The 17,201-nt window shown below is 53.5% G+C and carries 17 protein-coding genes; 8 read left to right on the top strand and 9 right to left on the bottom strand.

The features are described from left to right. Positions 1-61 precede the first annotated feature (61 nt). The gene (locus tag ACCW71_RS07085) at positions 62-2,125 is read left to right on the top strand and encodes a prolyl oligopeptidase family serine peptidase (protein WP_436370463.1); all 2,064 of its coding nucleotides are present in this window, start codon (positions 62-64) and stop codon (positions 2,123-2,125) included. Here ACCW71_RS07085 and exoX read toward each other — a convergent pair. After that, positions 2,119-2,790 carry an exodeoxyribonuclease X gene (exoX, locus tag ACCW71_RS07080; protein ID WP_436370461.1) on the bottom strand — a complete coding sequence of 224 codons (672 nt, stop codon included), beginning with the start codon at positions 2,788-2,790 and terminating at the stop codon, positions 2,119-2,121. The two genes, ACCW71_RS07085 and exoX, sit on opposite strands and share 7 nt — an antisense overlap. Then, entirely contained in the window at positions 2,787-3,020 is a 234-nt protein-coding gene (locus ACCW71_RS07075; protein ID WP_436370459.1) for a DNA polymerase III subunit theta, read from the bottom strand. Before ACCW71_RS07075 ends, exoX begins: the two co-directional genes overlap by 4 nt. 151 nt (positions 3,021-3,171) lie before the next feature. Here ACCW71_RS07075 and copC point away from each other — a divergent pair, with 151 nt between their 5' ends. From copC to ACCW71_RS07050, 5 genes are all read left to right on the top strand, one after another. Then, positions 3,172-3,549, top strand: coding sequence for a copper homeostasis periplasmic binding protein CopC (gene copC, locus ACCW71_RS07070; RefSeq protein ID WP_436370456.1), 378 nt, complete (start codon positions 3,172-3,174; stop codon positions 3,547-3,549). Positions 3,550-3,551: 2 nt separating this feature from the next. Next, positions 3,552-4,430, top strand: a complete 879-nt coding sequence (copD, locus tag ACCW71_RS07065; RefSeq protein WP_436370454.1) for a copper homeostasis membrane protein CopD — start codon at positions 3,552-3,554, stop codon at positions 4,428-4,430. Between the two features lie 28 nt (positions 4,431-4,458). Then, positions 4,459-4,806 (top strand): YebY family protein, encoded by a 348-nt coding sequence (locus ACCW71_RS07060; RefSeq protein ID WP_436370452.1) that lies wholly within the window; start codon positions 4,459-4,461, stop codon positions 4,804-4,806. A 1,335-nt stretch (positions 4,807-6,141) separates the two neighbouring features. Beyond that, positions 6,142-6,645, top strand: a complete 504-nt coding sequence (locus ACCW71_RS07055; RefSeq protein WP_436370450.1) for an OB-fold protein — start codon at positions 6,142-6,144, stop codon at positions 6,643-6,645. Between the two features lie 517 nt (positions 6,646-7,162). Further along, a complete protein-coding gene (locus ACCW71_RS07050; RefSeq protein WP_436370448.1) occupies positions 7,163-7,843 on the top strand; it encodes an SOS response-associated peptidase family protein in 681 nt (226 codons plus the stop codon). Positions 7,844-8,120: 277 nt separating this feature from the next. On the opposite strand, the gene eptA is transcribed toward ACCW71_RS07050, so the two are convergent. Further along, positions 8,121-9,773 (bottom strand): phosphoethanolamine transferase EptA, encoded by a 1,653-nt coding sequence (gene eptA, locus ACCW71_RS07045; RefSeq protein ID WP_436370446.1) that lies wholly within the window; start codon positions 9,771-9,773, stop codon positions 8,121-8,123. Positions 9,774-10,771: 998 nt separating this feature from the next. On the opposite strand from eptA, the gene adhP reads away from it, so the two are divergent. Both adhP and ACCW71_RS07035 read left to right on the top strand, forming a co-directional pair. Beyond that, on the top strand, positions 10,772-11,794 hold the full coding sequence (gene adhP, locus ACCW71_RS07040; protein ID WP_436370445.1) for an alcohol dehydrogenase AdhP: 1,023 nt from the start codon (positions 10,772-10,774) through the stop codon (positions 11,792-11,794). Between the two features lie 197 nt (positions 11,795-11,991). After that, a complete protein-coding gene (locus tag ACCW71_RS07035; protein ID WP_436370443.1) occupies positions 11,992-12,129 on the top strand; it encodes a hypothetical protein in 138 nt (45 codons plus the stop codon). Positions 12,130-12,360: 231 nt separating this feature from the next. Here ACCW71_RS07035 and ACCW71_RS07030 read toward each other — a convergent pair whose 3' ends face one another. The 6 genes from ACCW71_RS07030 to betA form a co-directional block, all read right to left on the bottom strand. Continuing rightward, a complete protein-coding gene (locus ACCW71_RS07030; protein WP_436370441.1) occupies positions 12,361-12,546 on the bottom strand; it encodes a hypothetical protein in 186 nt (61 codons plus the stop codon). Between the two features lie 104 nt (positions 12,547-12,650). Further along, positions 12,651-12,911, bottom strand: coding sequence for a hypothetical protein (locus tag ACCW71_RS07025; protein WP_436370439.1), 261 nt, complete (start codon positions 12,909-12,911; stop codon positions 12,651-12,653). A 175-nt stretch (positions 12,912-13,086) separates the two neighbouring features. Then, positions 13,087-14,229, bottom strand: a complete 1,143-nt coding sequence (locus tag ACCW71_RS07020) for an acyltransferase family protein (RefSeq protein ID WP_436370437.1) — start codon at positions 14,227-14,229, stop codon at positions 13,087-13,089. A gap of 198 nt (positions 14,230-14,427) precedes the next feature. Next, positions 14,428-14,757 (bottom strand): multidrug/spermidine efflux SMR transporter subunit MdtI, encoded by a 330-nt coding sequence (mdtI, locus tag ACCW71_RS07015; protein WP_436370435.1) that lies wholly within the window; start codon positions 14,755-14,757, stop codon positions 14,428-14,430. Next, positions 14,744-15,094 (bottom strand): multidrug/spermidine efflux SMR transporter subunit MdtJ, encoded by a 351-nt coding sequence (mdtJ, locus tag ACCW71_RS07010; RefSeq protein ID WP_436370434.1) that lies wholly within the window; start codon positions 15,092-15,094, stop codon positions 14,744-14,746. Before mdtJ ends, mdtI begins: the two co-directional genes overlap by 14 nt. A gap of 405 nt (positions 15,095-15,499) precedes the next feature. After that, positions 15,500-17,182: a choline dehydrogenase gene (betA, locus tag ACCW71_RS07005; RefSeq protein WP_436370433.1), complete on the bottom strand. Its 1,683-nt coding sequence runs from the start codon at positions 17,180-17,182 to the stop codon at positions 15,500-15,502. Positions 17,183-17,201: the final 19 nt, after the last annotated feature.

Raw genomic sequence — 17,201 nt, 5'->3', positions numbered from 1 at the left:
CTTGGCTTACACCCTTTTTAGTGCCACGCTTACAGATGATTACGTTCATGGAGACGGATTGATGAAAGCGCCCATCGCAAAAAAAATACCCCACGAGATGACGCTGCACGGCGAGACGCGCGTTGACAACTACTACTGGCTGCGTGACGACAAACGTGAAAACAGCGACGTGCTTGATTACCTGCGCGCTGAAAATAATTACGGCAAAAAGATCATGTCTTCGCAGCAGCCGCTTCAGGATCGAATATTAAAAGAGATTATCGGTCGGTTGCCGCCTGAAGATCACTCCGTGCCCTATGTGAAAAATGGCTACCGCTATCAGAGCCGCTATCAGAGCGGCAACGAATACCCGGTCTATTACCGTCAGCCTGCGGAGAGTGAGGAGACAGAGGAGTGGAGCCTGCTGCTCGACGCCAACCAGCGCGCGTCGCACAGTGAGTTCTACACCATGGGCGCGCTGCACATCAGCCCGGATAATCGGGTGATGGCGCTGGCGGAAGATTTTCTGTCGCGGCGGCAATATGGCATCCGCTTCCGTAACCTGCAAAGCGGCAGCTGGTATCCCGAAGTACTGAGCAACGCCTCATCCAGTTTCGCCTGGGGCAACGACTCGCGCACCCTCTACTATGTGCAGAAGCATCCGCAGACGCTGCTCTCTTTTCAGGTCTGGCGACACGAGCTGGGCACGCCGCAGTCAGATGACCAGCTGGTCTATGAAGAGCGGGATGATACTTACCATCTCAGCGTGCATAAAACCACCTCAAAACAGTTCATCCTGATTGCGCTCTACAGCACCAATACCAGCGAAATTCAGCTGATCGATGCCAACTTCCCCGATGCCCAGCCGCATATCTTTCTGCCGCGCCGCCGCGATCATGAGTACAGCATCGATCACTACGACCATCAGTTTTTTATCCGTTCTAACCGCGAAGGCGAGAACTTCGGGCTGTACCGCAGTCGCTATCTGGATGAGTCGCGCTGGGAAACGCTGATCCCGGCGCGGGAGCAGGTAGTGATGGAGGACTTCCAGCTGTTCCGCGACTGGCTGGTGGTCGAGGAGCGTCAGCGCGGCTTAACCAGTCTGCGGCAGGTCAACTGGGCCACGGGCGAAACCAGCGGTATCGCCTTTGACGATCCGACCTACGTCACCTGGCTGGCCTACAATCCGACGCCGCGCACCAGCAAGCTGCGCTACGGCTACTCCTCCATGACCACGCCGACCACGCTGTTTGAGCTGGATATGGATACCGGCGAGCGCCGTATCCTGAAACAGAGCGCGGTGAAAGGCTTCAACGCCGAAGATTACAAAAGCGAGCATCACTGGATTAAGGTCAGCGATGGCACGGAAGTGCCGGTGTCGCTGGTCTATCATCGCCAGCATTATCAGCCCGGTCAGAACCCGATGCTGGTCTATGGCTACGGCGCTTACGGCAGCAGCATGGATGCTGATTTCAGCGTCAGCCGCCTGAGCCTGCTGGATCGTGGCTTTGTCTATGCACTGATCCAGGTGCGCGGCGGCGGTGAGCTGGGGCAGCAGTGGTATGACGGCGGACGCCTGCTGAATAAAATGAACAGCTTTACCGACTTTATCGATGTCACTGAGGGGCTGGTGGCGCGCGGCATCGGCCACCCGGAACGGCTCTATGCGATGGGCGGCAGCGCGGGCGGATTACTGATGGGCGCGGTAATTAACATGGCACCGCAGCGGTTTCACGGCGTGGTGGCTCAGGTGCCCTTTGTCGATGTGGTCACCACCATGCTGGATGAGTCGATCCCGCTGACCACCGGGGAATATGACGAGTGGGGGAATCCCGGCGATGCTGAGTATTACCGTTACATCCGCCAGTACAGCCCTTATGACAACATTGAGGCTAAGGCGTATCCCCATCTGCTGGTCACCACCGGCCTGCATGACTCTCAGGTGCAATACTGGGAGCCGGCCAAATGGGTGGCGAAACTGAGATCGATGAAAACCGATCACAATCTGCTGCTGCTCTGCACCGATATGGATGCCGGTCACGGCGGGAAGTCAGGGCGCTATAAAGCCTATGAGGGGATTGCGATGGAGTATACCTTTCTGATTGGGCTGGCGCAGGGGACGTTGCCGCCAGACCAGGATTACTGAGGCTCAGTCAGGTATTTTCGCAGCGCCTGCCGCAACGGCGGGCGCAGATCGGCGACATTATCCAGCATCCACTTCAGGTAGCCCGGATCTTTCCGCGCAACCACCGCAATCGCCTGACCACGATATTTGCCGAACGGCAGAACATCGTCGCGCTGGGCGGCGGGCTGAGAACGCACAATCATCTCGGAAGTGCTCCAGCCGGAGGTCTCCATAATGCGGATCAGCAGTGCCGCGGTGACGTAGCAGTCGTAGAGCGCGCGGTGCGCATGCAGGTCAGCGGGGGGCGTCACATCCAGCTTCAGCGAATGACGCAACGCCTGGTTGCCATATTTAATGCCTGGCCAGAGCTGACGTGCCAGCTGCATGGTACAGATCCATTCGCCATACATCTCCGGCAGCATCCGGCGGTCAAAGCTGGCGTTGTGCGCCACGTAAAACGCACTGCCATGATAGCGCGGGATCGCCTCTTCAATGGTGGGTTTGCCCGCCACCATCGCTTCGGTGATGCGATGCACCGCCATCGCCTGACGACTGATGGGGCGGTCGGGCAGAATGAGATCGCTCATCGGATTGACAATCTGACCGTTGACCACATCCACAGACGCCACTTCGACCACGCCGCCCTGCAAGCCGCAGGTTTCGGTATCAATGACACGCAGCATCATGATTTCATCTTCGGTTCATAAGGAAGGCGCGACAGGCTCAGAGACGCCTGGCGATAGTGCATCAGACGCTGACGGAACCAGTCGCGCAACGCTTCGGGCTGCTCCTGTGCCACCATTTCAGCGACAACCGGCATGTTATAACGCTCTTTAAACGCCACACCTGCTGCCGCCATATCGACATTCACTTTGTCTTTTTCTTCCTGGGACAGCAGGGCAAGGTTATGACTCATAATATTCTCCTGAGGATAGCCGGCAAAAATAATGTTTTCATCGGCCTGAATCAAGGATAAAGGATCGCACCGCTCACCTCGACAGGGTAAAAAGAGCAGCGTATCCTTTGGGCTGGTCTGACGCCTGAACGGCGGTTAATAGGATGATTTAATGCAGAAAAAACAGGCTTTCCGCAGGGTTATTACGCTGGCTGCGGCGGGGTTAATGGTCGTCAGTCAGTTTGCGGCGGCGCATGCTCATCTTCAGTCATCCAGCCCGGCAGCCCAGGCGCAGGTGGCCGCCGCCACCGATGCGCTGACGCTCAACTTCAGTGAAGATATTGAGGCGGCCTTCAGCGGCGTCACTCTGCTGGATGCGGCGAAAAAGCCCATCGCCACCGCCAAAGCCAGGGTGGAAGCCAGCCAGAAAAACCGGCTGATCGTTGGCCTGTCGCAGCCACTGAAAGCGGGCAGCTATCAGGTCAACTGGCATGTATTGTCGGTGGATGGCCACAAAACCTCAGGAAGCTATCGCTTTAGCGTGAAGTAACCGTGGCAACCACCGTCTGGATAAGCCTGCGGGCGCTGCATTTTGCGGCGGTGATGCTGCTGACCGGCAGTGCATATTATGGCGCGCTGCTGGCACCGAAGCGTTATCGTCCGCTGCTGTCACAACGCTTATCGCCGCTGGCTGCATGGAGTGCCTGGCTGGCGCTGCTGAGCGCGCTGGCGATGCTGGCCTGCCAGAATGTGCTGATGAGTGGCGACAGCGCCAACCTGACCGATGCCGCCATCTGGCAGGCCGTACTGGGAACGCATTTTGGCGCGGTGTGGCAGTGGGAACTGCTGTCCGCAGCGGTCGGCGTTGCCGCACTGTGGCTGAAGGGGCGACGGCGTCAGCAGACCTTGCTGCTGGCAGGCGTGGTGCAGCTGGCCTGTATGGCGTTAATCGGACATGCCGCGATGCGTGATGGCTTACTGGGCCTGTTGCAGCAGGTTAACCAGACGCTGCATCTTATCGCTGCCACTTTCTGGGCCGGGGGATTACTGCCGCTGCTGCTGTTGATGCGCGAGGCACGCCAGATCGACCGCCGGACGGATGCTATCCGCACCATGATGCGCTTTTCCCGCTATGGTCATCTGGCGGTGGCCTTAACGCTGCTGAGTGGGATAGTAAACAGCCTGCTGATCGCGGGCTGGCCGCTGGACTGGCATGAATCAGACTATATTGTGCTGTTGCTGTGGAAAGTGCTGCTGGTAGCGTTAATGGTGCTGGTGGCGCTGATCAATCGCTACTGGCTGGTGCCACGATTCCGCCTGGCGGGCAGCGGGGCGCAGCGAATATTTATCCGCATGACACAGCTTGAACTGCTGCTGGCATGTGGCGTGGTTGGGCTGGTCAGCGTTTTTGCCACGCTGTCACCAGCCTGAAGAGTTTTAAAAGAGAAAAAGGGTCGTTATGTTGCTGAAGAGAGTCATTCCCGCCATTCTGTTGTTATCCGTATGCGGCCAGGCGCTGGCAGCACAAATCATTACCGTCAGCCGCTTTGAGATCGGTAAAGATAAGTGGCCGTTTAACCGTGAAGAGGTGATGCTGACCTGCGAGAAAGACGGTGCGATGTTTGCCATTAACCCAAGCACGCTGATGCAGTACCCGCTCAACGACAAAGCGGATGCGCTGTTCAAAGCGAAGCAGGTGAAAGCGCAGCCGATCAGCGTGATTCAGAGCGAAGATAAAGCCCATCCGGGCCAGATGATGAGTCTGCAACCAATTGTTGAGCGCACCCAGGTGCTGTGCGGTAAATAAACCCGGCGGGTGCAGCACCGGTATGCACCCGCTGGATCTTTTTTTGTAGTGGCGATCACAAACTGATCCCGTTTCCGGCCCTGCGCCTCGCGCTAACTGGCAAATCCCCGGCACTGTTCTAATCTTAAATGGCAAGGCGAAACCGCCTTCATAAATGCCAACTTTTAGCGCACGGCTCCTTGAGAGCCATTTCCCTGGACCGAATATAGGAATCGTATTCGGTCTTTTTTTGGTTGGTGCTTTTGGTGATTAATTATTTTAAAATCAGTGTGTTAAAAGCAACGCCGTTTCTTTCAGCTCTCCTTTCCTCTGATTAGCCTGCAACGTTATTTTCACTCGCCCTCAGCGATAGCGAATGACCTTTTCAAGATGAATGTGCAGGAAAGCGGTCTTTATTAAAATCGCCGAAAACCGCTTAAGGAATGGCTCGCAGCAAAATCCTCTGATTGCACTAAGTCAAATATGTTCTGACTGTTTGCATTTCCAGCATGCATAAAGCAGTATCTCCTCGTAATCGTTTTGTTCTGTGGTGTTACAGGTAGTGTGAGTATGCTTTAACATCGTAAAAGCGATTGGGAAAATAGTTATTCCTCCCCTGTTGATGATTAATGAGATGTCAGCTGGTCTGAGATTCTCGCGAGTCTGATCTCTTCATATAGCGTCAATACCTGAAAAGACTTACTGCTGTGCGGTATATCCAGCCCAGCGACATCGGCGGCTGGATGAAGAAAGATAGTGTATGTAGTTGCGCTTTATGCAGAGGTTATGGAAAATAGCGGTAAGCCAGTGCTGCTGCCTATTCTTGATACAGACGGCGTTACTATGTAAAAGTCACCCGGCAAACTGTTGAGAATTTGGGCTGGTACTGTCAGCACCTTAGTACGTTAAATAAAGTTATAGTGAGCTGCTCGCCTGATGCCGGTTTTATCTTGTGTGGCGGGGCGCGGGTAAATAAGACCGCCTGACTGGATACTGACTACCCGCCAGAGTTCCCCGGTTTAGAAAAAATGTTAAATACAGATAGATTTCCGGCAAACTAACAGTAAATCCACGTTATTATTTCGATGATTATTTTTTTGTTAGTGATTTCAACCCGGCGTTTATTGAGTCGGTATCGAACACCTGATGAGTTGATTTAATTAATAAAATAGAAATTTAAGTTAACTTATTGATATTGAAGGATCTTTGGTGCCTGTGATGTTGCCAGCTTTTCAGGGGTGTGATTGACATTGCGGTGAGATTATCAGGTATTGAATGCAATGTTGATGAAGTGACTCCTCTCAGAAGAGTAGTACAACTGTTTGAAAAATAATATTGATATATAAGGATGTAGTGATGAAACAAGTTTTGAAGCGGTTTTTTTATGTTGTTATAGGTTTGTTTGTAATTGGGTACCTGGTGGGAAATAATGAAGATGGCAGTAAGCCATCAAGTTCTGAGCAAGCCAGTCAATCAGATTCTGTGCAAACCCGCCAGTCAACGTCAGTAGCAGAAGCCGCGCCTGTTAAATCAAATCCACCGCCAAAGCCCGTCTATCAGACAACAGCTCGTAAATTATTCAATGATTACGACGAAAATGAAGTTGCGGTTGATGAGCAGCTTAAGGGTAAAATTGTAGCGGTAAGCGGTATTGTTCAGTCTATTGACAAGGATTTTACAGATTCAATTATCATTAGCCTGAAGACTGATAATGAATTTATGCCCGCGCGATTAGATATGAAAGACTCTCAGAAAGCTACTGCAATTTCCTTGAAAAAAGGTATGAAGGTAGTCATTGTTTGCGAAAGGATGTCCCGTATCATTGGGGCACCATCAGGTCGAAATTGCACCTTTAAATGATTAAAGTGGTGCTAATTATCGATATGCGATTAGCACCCGTTTTTAGCTTATCTAATCTCATAGAGAATGTGTAACCCGCTTCCCTTTAATTGATTCACCCTGATTTTGAGCAATGACTTCATCAGTAACGCGAGGCCATCCTATAAAGAAACGTTCTTCAGACCAGCAGATCATCAACATTCTCCTTAAGGGCGGAAAGCGCCGTCGCAACCATGTGCGAGTAAACGAAGCTATCTGACCTGGATAAGGCCGAGCCTGAACTTGTTCACTACACTTCTTAACACGCTCCGGCGATCGGATTCATTCCGCCTGGCAATACTCTCGTCGCATCCGATCTACCCGAACGCCTCCCGGCAATCCCTGCTGGTTAAAACGTCTTTTTGATGCCCATCCCGACACTACGAAATCCACTTTAATCCTTTCACATTCTTCTCTGTGACATTCCGCTCAGCCCTGTAACAGAGCAATTTCCTCCCGAACAAATAGTATCGCGCTATCCTTAACCCAGGAGGTGCCTATGTGTGGACGATTTGCGCAGTACAGCAGCAGAGACAAATATTTTAAATCACTCGGCCTGAAGGCTGATGAAATTCAGTATGACCCGGAACCGATAGGGCGCTTTAACGTTGCGCCAGGGACCAGAGTGCTTCTGCTCAACGAGCGTGAAGAAGAGATGCATCTCGACCCGGTCTACTGGGGCTATGGCCCTGAGTGGTGGGATAAGCCGCCCTTAATCAATGCTCGCGGAGAAACCGCTGCCACAGGACGCATGTTTAAGCCACTGTGGAATCACGGTCGCGCGATCGTGCCGGCAGACGGCTGGTATGAATGGAAGAAGGGCCACGATAAGAAACAGCCTTACTTCATCTGCCACCAGAAAAAGCATCCGCTGTTTTTTGCCGCCATCGGTAAGGCACCCTATGACAAAGCTCACGATAAAGAGGGCTTTGTTATTGTCACATCATCAAGTAATAAAGGAATGGTCGATATTCATGATCGTCGCCCATTAGTGCTTACCGCAGACGCGGTGCGTGAATGGCTGAGCGAAGAGACTACACCGGAGCGTGCAGTGGAAATCGCCAACGATGCCGCGGTGCCCGAGAAGGATTTCACCTGGCATCCTGTAAGCAGTAAGGTGGGTAATATCCATAATCAGGGGGAGGACCTGGTGAGTGAGATTGATGATCCAGCCGTTTAATCCTCAATTCTGCATAGCTCACCAGCCAATCCCCGGACTCCCTGTCCAATCAGGAAATAAAAAGCGCCGAACGGTTTTTATTTCCTGCCAGACACATTATGGGTGTTCCTCCTGCTCAAATGTCCGTGGAATCGGATCGCCGGGTTGACGGAACCGGGCGTTATCCCGGGATTTGTAAACCAGTCCGGAAGCGGCGTCGGAGATAAGGGCTGACCATTGCGTTAATGTGCCGTATCCCGCCGTTTATGGCGAATCGCAATGATCATCCGAGAGCCACTCACTCACCCTGACCCTCATCCTTTCTGCACTCAGCCAGAATATCGTCTGCGGCGACATATTCCCGGGTCTGCACCCCGGTCATACCGAGCAGAGTGGAAAAAAGATTATCCTGTGAATATTGATTGTTCGCTGCACGCTGGCGCAGGCAGTGCTGATCCACGGCGTAACGCTGCTGATAGTCAGAAGAGAGCCAGATTAGCATCGGAATATGGGTCTGTGCTTCAGGGGCGATGGCATAGGGCAGACCATGCAGATAGACTCCTTTTTCACCCAGCGACTCACCGTGGTCAGATAAATAGACCAGGCTGGTGGTAAATCTGTCCTGATGTTGTTTCAGCAACTCAATCGCTTTGTCCACAATATAGTCAGCATATAAGATCGTATTATCGTAGGTATTAACCAGTTGCTCCCGCGAACACTCCTGAATCTGTTTGGTTTCGCAGGTGGGGGTAAATTTGCGGAACGCAGGCGGATAGCGATGGTTGTAGGTCGGTCCGTGGCTTCCGATGGTGTGCAGGACAATCACGCCATTGCCTTGCAGCCGGTCGATATACTCTTCCAGCCCATGAAAAAGCACCTCGTCGTAACATTCCCCTTTAATGCACATGCCGGGAAGATTCAGCGCGGTCATATCCTGATTCGGAACGCGCTCGCAGGCTCCCTTACAGCCTGAGTCGTTCTCATGCCACAGCACATTCAGGCCCGCCCGCTGAATAATGTCCAGCAGACCTTCCTGATGGCTGGCCAGCGCGTCATCGTAGTGGGCGCGCGGCATGTTGGAAAACATGCAGGGAACCGAGACTGCGGTTGAGGTGCCACAGGAGGAGGTATCAGGAAAATAGACCACGTCATCCTCAGCCAGCAAGGGATTGGTGGGTCGCGCATAACCGCCCAGTGAAAAATTAGCGGCGCGTGAGGTTTCACCCACCACCAGAATCGTCAGGTTTTTCTTCGGACCGTTCAGCATTTGTGGACGCTGATGGGCATCTTCACCGATTCTTACCAGCGGCAGGGCCGCCTGTTCGCGATGACCGTAGTAAGAGAGCGAGGCGGCGATAAAATTAGCCGGGCTCAGGGCTTTAATCAGTTCATGATTGTTGCGATACAGCGAAGCGTAATCTTTGTAGAACAGCAGGGCGACCAGCGCGATCAGCACCAGCGAAATCACCATATTGACGCCACGGTAAACCAGACTCTTCCACACCGGGAGCACATGTTTAAAGCGCGGCCAGAAAGCCAGCGCAGCCATCACCACGCCGGAGAGAAACAGGGTAAACAGCATGCCGGGGGTCAGCAGCGCCATGCTTTCTGCCGGGGTGGTATCGATAATATTGGTGATCATCGAGCGATCAAGCACAATGCCATAGTGCTGAATAAAATATTGCGCGGTGGCGGAGAGAAGAATAAATAGCGCAATTACTATTCTCTCAAGCCAGAGAAGCGAAGCCAGCGTGACGACAATATTAATGATGCAGAAGGCCACTACAGGCATTGAGAGGAAAAAGAGAATATTACGCAGACCACTTAACGGGATCAGCGCCAGAACCTGTTGGTAATAAGCGATATTCAGGAAAACTGAGATATAGAGCGAAAATAACAGGATAAAGGTTATGCGCTGCATAACCGGTTTTTTGAAGTGAAATCGTGACATCAAGGTATTCCGTAACCTGAATAAAAGTGACCCGTAAAAATTCAGCTATCAATTTATTAACAACCGTTATTAATAACGGCGGTGTTCTAAATCTGACAGAAACAAGCAGGGCGTTGCAAATTTCGCCGTAAACAGACATAAAACGGCAGATTGCTGACTAACTGGCCATCAGGGGGTGCCTCGGGAAGTCGTTACATCGCAGATGTGAAAGTTAAAGTAAATTAAACTAAATACTAAAGTTCTTAAGGGATTGCGTTGCTGTTATGTGACTTAGATCACAAAAAATATTTGGTAAAAGCGGCCCGGTATGTAGCTGATGCGCAGCCCGAAGCTCGCCAGCAGGGGTTGTAGCTGCGCGAAATTGATCTTAATCAACAGAACCTGATTGGCTGGTTTAGCCCTCGGGAGCGTTTAGCCACGGTATAAACAACCAGACGTAACCTGACCCGGTGATATTCAACCAGGATCAATTATGTTTTTAAAGAAAGTGATTCCCTGCCTGATGATTGCGTTAGGCAGTGCGGCCATGTCCGGCTGTGTAATGGCCGATGGCGGTCATCACAATTTTGGGCCTTCATCAGACTGGCATCGCCATCATGACGCATCCGCGAGTCGGCACCATACGGGTCCCTCAGCGGACTGGAACCATCATGCCGGACCGGCTGCGTCAACGAACAATGCCGCGCAGCATCTGGGTCCACCGCCCGCGCCGGGCAGTGCCGCACAGCACATGGGACCGGCTGCCGATAGCGGAATCCATCGCTGGTAATATCAGGGCTCGCTTCGGCGGGCCTTTTCGTTATCCATCGGCGTAACCTCTCTTTAGCTTTTCCGTCCGCAATCCGCCGCAGGCTGTTAACCTGCTCAACAGACATATATCCCGCCTTAATCACAAAAACAGCGTCTGCCAGACAACCACAGCGCATAACGCCATTTATCCGCTTGTTCTCATTCGCGTTTGGCTTATTCTGGATGCTCAATCAAAAGGAGGAACGTTTATGAAAGCTGCCATTGCTAATAGTGAACACCAGGTTGAGGTTGTTGAGAAAAAGTTACGCCCGCTCAGAACCGGCGAAGCACGGCTCAGGATGGAATGCTGTGGCGTCTGCCATACGGATCTGCATGTGAAGAACGGTGACTTTGGCGATAAGACCGGCGTGACGCTGGGGCACGAAGGGATCGGCATCGTTGAGGAGGTCGCCCCGGATGTCACCTCGCTTAAGCCGGGCGATCGGGCCAGTGTCGCCTGGTTCTTCAAAGGCTGCGGACACTGTGAATATTGTAACTCCGGCAACGAAACGTTGTGCAGAGAGGTGGTCAATGCCGGTTATACCGTCGATGGCGGTATGGCGGAAGAGTGTATTGTGGTTGCGGACTATTCGGTGAAAGTGCCGGATGGGCTCGATCCCTTCGCCGCCAGCAGCGTCACCTGCGCCGGTGTCACTACCTATAAAGCGGTTAAAGTCTCCGGGATCCGGCCGGGCCAGTGGATTGCGATTTATGGCCTTGGCGGCCTGGGTAATCTCGCACTGCAATATGCAAAAAATGTCTTCAACGCCAAAGTCATCGCCGTGGATGTCAGTGATGGTCAGCTGCAACTGGCGAAAGAGATGGGGGCGGATCTGGTGGTGAACTCTGCCAGTGAAGATGCCGCAGCTATTATTCAGCAGAAAACCGGTGGCGCGCACGCGGCGGTAGTGACCGCGGTGGCCAGAGCCGCTTTTAACTCTGCCGTCTATGCGGTCAGAGCCGGTGGCCGGGTGGTGGCGGTCGGATTGCCGTCGGAAGATATGAATCTGAATATTCCGCGTCTGGTGCTGGACGGTATTCAGGTCGTGGGCTCACTGGTCGGGACGCGCAGCGATCTGGCGGAAGCTTTCCAGTTTGCGGCGGAAGGAAAAGTGGTGCCGAAAGTCACCAAAAGAAAGATTGGTGAAGTGAATGCCATCTTCGATGAGATGATTCAGGGAAAAATCCGCGGCAGGATGGTTATCGACTTTACCGCTCAGCCCGGCAAATAAATGCCCGCACAGGTGCCAGGCCCGCCACGTGCGGGCTTTTTTATTGCCGTAACGTCCACGCCTTTCCCTGCCAGCCAGCCAAAAGATTAATAAGCACGGCTTTATGTTTCATGATGTGTTTCAGGCTTGCACTTTACCGGTAACATTCTAGTTTATGAGGTGATGTTTGATTACACACACCTGAAGGAGGGCTATTTATGGCAAAACATCATCTGCTCAAATCCATTGAAATTACAGCTATTGTGCTGTTCGTACTGGTGCTGGCCTATCTCGGCATCACCGGGCTTCTCTCATCGATGGGCATGGATCATGCCTGGCCTTATCCAGCCAAGTAACTGAAAGCCGCACCAGGGAAAGCCAATTTTTTATCAAAATTATAAATAGATAACCGCTTCGATTTTTTCCGCGACCGGCGGAAATGGCAGTACACAACCAGCATGACCACTCATTTATCAGATCAGAGATCCCCGCGGCGACATCGCTGATGCCACATTACAGCCGCAGCGTGCCCGGCAGATCGCATGCACGGAGATGAACAACCTCGCCACCGCGAGGCTGATTCGGATTTAAACCAGACTCACCGAGAGCAGCGTCAGCTCTTCACTCTCCAGCGCCAGGCTTTTTTTGGTTTCGAACATAAACGCCTCCAGCGCCTCCTCGACATCATCACCCTCAATGAAAGCGTGGGTGGTGACATGGTCTTCGCCTTTTGGCTTCAGCACGTAGGAAACAAACCATTTCTTTTTTTGCATGATGCTTATCCTCGGTTCGGGTGTGTCAGGTTCAGTGAATAGTCAAGGTGTGGGTTTAACCGCCGCTGAAATTGGCGGGTCGCCGTCATGCGGGCCAGCAGGCGCTAATCAAGCGGGGCAGGATGCAGCAGATCGATGACATCATCAATTTCGTTGCTGGCCGCATGACGATCCAGCGCTACCGCGTAGTAGCGTCCCTGGCAATAGTGCTTCGTCACCGCCACCCGATGACCGGTCGCGCTGTCCGCCTCCCCGCCGGTTACCGTTTGCAGATGCGGCGGGATCACCAGTTCACTCTCAAGTTGTTCTGCTTCAATAATCACAGCGCCGCCATCGCTGGAAAGCAGCAGGTGCTGAATGCTCATATTTTCTCCTCCGGGTCAGATGACTCACCGGGAAAGTGTAGCGCACCTCAGCGGAGGCGCTGGCAAAGCCGTAAAGCGCGTTACGCTGTCTGGTCAGGGCAAGGAATACCGGTGCGGAGAGACAAAAAAGCCCCCGCAGGGGCTTTCTCAGTAGCCGTTAAACACAGCGGAAAACTCAGCGGGTCTGATTGACGAGCTTCGGTTTCAGCACCCGCTTACCGATCTGAATGCCGGGCTTCTCCACATATTTATAGAGCAGCGAGGCGAGCGCATAGGTGATTGGCAGAGCGGAAACCGAGACGATCAGGAAGCGCGTCATATCGCTTTTAAATTCGATGTCGGTGTGATTGAGCAGCAGGGCGATCAGCGGCAGCACAATCAGCAGATGCAGCAGGTAGACCGAGAACGAGACATCACCGAGCCAGGTGCTGAGGCGGTTATTCAGCAGCTTACGCGGCAGGGCGATCAGCTGAGCCATCCGGCTGCCCTCGGCGTATTGCCACAGAATCGCCGTCATCCCGATGATCATCAGGGCTTCCATGATCACCTGGAGCTTAATCACCCCCAGGCCCATCATTACGCTGGCGACCGGACCCAGCAGCGCATAAGCGACGTAGAGCAGCGACTTACGCCGAATCGCTTCGGCCAGCAGCATACCCGACAGAAACATATTCAGCTTTATCAGGATCATTGAAGGCATTTCAAACGCCTCATAATAATCGGCCAGCAGATAACGTCCGGCGCAGCAGAGCGCCATGATGCCAATCAGGGAGGCGGCGTAGCCAAAGCGCAACGTCACCAGCATGATGAACGGGAACAGCAGATAGAACTGCATCTCCAGGCCGATGCTCCAGTCCGGCAGCACGGTATTAAAACCATATTCGGGCAGCAGGCCGAACAGGAAGCTGAAATGGGTCAGAATGTTTGTCAGCGACTGGTCAGTGTAGCGCGACGACTCCGTGGCGGTGCCGGAATAGAAATGGGCGATGGTGTCACGCATCTCGCCAAACCACGGGCCATAACAGAGGGCGATGATGAGCAGCAGGTAGTAGAGCGGTGCGATACGGAAGAAGCGGCGGATCCAGAACTTTTTGATAGTCTCAGCGCTTTGCCACGGCTCTTTCTGCTGCCGCTCGACATAGTTTTTCGCCATCAGATAGCCCGAGAGCAGAATAAACAGGTCGACGCCGATACCGGGCGATGAAATCAGGGTGATGTGGCAGTGAATCAGCAGACTGATGTGGCCGACCAGTACCCAGAGAGAGGCGATGCCGCGTAACCCCTCCAGCTCGGTAGACCATCCTCGTGTTGCAGACATAACAACTCCTCGTGTTATCCAACTTTTGGCGCTCACTAAGCCCTAAGGCACGAGATATGTAAACGGGCCTTTACAAAAGTAAGAGGATTCCGAGCAGGAATAAACCGGGAAAATCAAGCGGGGAAGAGCGGAAACGCACAGAAAGTGAAGGGCGTGCAGCGGCACACCCTTCATTGTTCTGACTGATTCAGGAGGGGATCAGGCGAGTTTTAACAGGATCATACCCGCCAGCAGCAGGGACAAGCCGGCCCAGCCTTTGCGGTTGAGACGCTGCCCGAACAGCACCCAGCCAGCGGCGACGGTGGCGATAATGCCAAAGCCACCCCATACCGCATAGGCAATCGACAGATCGATTCCCTTAACCGCCTGAGCCAGTGCGCTGAACGCCAGCAGCACACAGCTCAGTGAGAGCACGCCATGAAGTGGCTTCTTAAACCCATCAGAATATTTAAGGAATATGTTGGCGGCGATCTCCAGCACGATCGCCAGCGCCAGCCAGGCCGCATGAACAAAATCAGTGAGGTGCATGATTCACCTCCGCTGATGATTGAGTGCCGGTTTTGATCAGCACAATGCCGACAATCAGGGTGATCAGACCGGCGATTTTCAGCGGTGACAGCGCTTCACCAAACAGCTGCACGCTGAACAGCGTGATCAGCATAATGCCGATGCCTTCCCACAGGGCGTAAGCCACCCCTAAGGCGATGCGTTTAATGGCGAAACTCAGCAGAATATAAGAACAGGCAATCATGCCCAGCATCATCAGATACCCGGAATGGCTGCCGTTCAGGCTTGACCATTTCATAAAAAGGGTACCGATAATTTCAGTAACAATAGCGAGCGACAGTAATATCCAGGCGTGCATAAGGACTCTCCAGCAACGATTAAAAGCCGACTGCCACAGGCGGGCAGACTCAGAACAGGGTCGAAGCGGAAAGGGCTCTACAGGGCGTTACGCCAGTGCTGATCGGTGAGATTCCAGACAGAGAGGAAAGAGGGGGTTGAGAAAACCATGAACATTCTGCTCATAAAATTGACGACGCATCCACATTGTTGCTTCTCATCAGTGGACCGATAGTGCCTCCGGTAATATAGACAGATGATTTATACCATTCCGCCTGCTGCCGAATCAACAGCACAATCCTCTTCGTTCAGGGTTGGTTGAGGTAGTTCTGTACGCCTTGTTAACAATATACCAGAGGATATGTTAATTAAGACGAAAAAAAGCCGGGCAGTGCGCTGCCCGGCTCTGATCAACTACGGATGTCCGTTATCCGGCGCGCTGCGGCGCGGTACGAACCGGCGCATCGCCCGCCACGTAGTAACTGGCAGTGCTGCGCGGCAGCGGGGCGCGGCCACGGATCTTATCGGCAATTTTTTCGCCAATCATAATGGTGGTGGCGTTGAGATTGCCGGTGATAATCAGCGGCATGATCGACGCATCCACCACACGTAATCCTTCAAGGCCATGCACCCGGCCTTCGCCATCTACCACGGCCATCGGGTCGTTGCCCATCTTACAGGTGCCGCACGGGTGATAGGCGGTCTCACCGTGGTTACGCACAAACTCATCCAGCTGTTCATCGGTCTGGCAATCGAGGCCCGGACTGATTTCACGGCCACGATATTTGTCCAGCGCGGGCTGATTGATGATCTCGCGGGTAATGCGGATCGCATCGCGGAACTCGTGCCAGTCCTGCTCATCTGACATGTAGTTAAACAGGATGGCCGGATGACGACGCGGATCGCGGGATTTCAGCCGGACATGGCCACGGCTGGGCGAGCGCATTGAGCCGACGTGACACTGGAAGCCGTGCGCGTCCACGGCGTTAGAGCCGTTGTAGTTAATCGCCACCGGCAGGAAGTGATACTGAATGTTCGGCCAGCTGAACTCTTCACGGCTGCGGATAAAGCCACCTGCCTCAAACTGGTTGCTGGCGCCGATACCGGTGCCGTTAAACATCCATTCCGCACCGATTTTCGGCTGATTCCACCACTTCAGCGCCGGATAGAGCGAGACCGGCTCTTTACACTCATATTGCAGATACATCTCAAGGTGATCCTGAAGATTCTCACCCACGCCCGGCAGCTCATGCACCAGCGGAATATCAAACTGCTTTAACAGTTCAGCCGAACCGACCCCGGAGCGTTGCAGGATCTGCGGCGAGGCGATAGCACCGGCCGAGAGCAGCACTTCACGGCGTGCGGTGGCTTTATGAAGGGTATTGCTGTCACCCTGCAAATACTCCACGCCTACCGCGCGCTTGCCCTCAAAAACGATACGGTCAGTGGTGGCATGGGTAATGATCTTCAGGTTTGAACGGCCTTTGGCCTGATCCAGATAGCCGCGCGCGGTACTGGAGCGGCGACCCTGTGGCGTCACGGTGCGATCCATCGGACCGAAACCTTCCTGCTGATAGCCGTTGAGGTCATCGGTGCGCGGATAGCCCGCCTGCACGCCCGCCTCAATCATCGCTTCAAACAGCACGTTATTGCCCGCTTTCGGGGTGGCCACGCAGACCGGACCGTCGCCGCCGTGGAAATCGTTCGGGCCAATGTCGCGGGTTTCCGCTTTGCGATAGTAGGGCAGGCAGTCGAGATAGCTCCAGTTCTCCAGCCCTGGCGCAGTGGCCCAGTTGTCGAGATCCATCGCGTTACCGCGGATGTAGCACATGCCGTTGATTAATGATGAACCGCCCAGACCTTTGCCGCGTCCACACTCCATGCGGCGATTGTTCATGTAAGGCTCGGGTTCCGTTTCATAGGCCCAGTTATAGCGTTTTCCCTGGAGTGGGTAAGCCAGCGCCGCTGGCATCTGGGTGCGAAAATCAAAACGGTAATCGGGACCGCCCGCTTCCAGCAGCAGGACGCTGACGTCGCTATCTTCGGTCAGACGGGTCGCTAACACGTTCCCTGCGGAGCCGGCTCCAATGATAATGTAATCAAATTCCATTCATCGTTCCTCAGGTTAA

Origin of the sequence: Pantoea sp. C2G6 (genome assembly GCF_051336815.1) — a bacterium.
GTDB lineage: Bacteria > Pseudomonadota > Gammaproteobacteria > Enterobacterales > Enterobacteriaceae > Pantoea.
The sequence above is the reverse complement of the archived record's forward strand: the minus strand, read 5'-3'. Positions and strand labels throughout refer to the sequence as shown.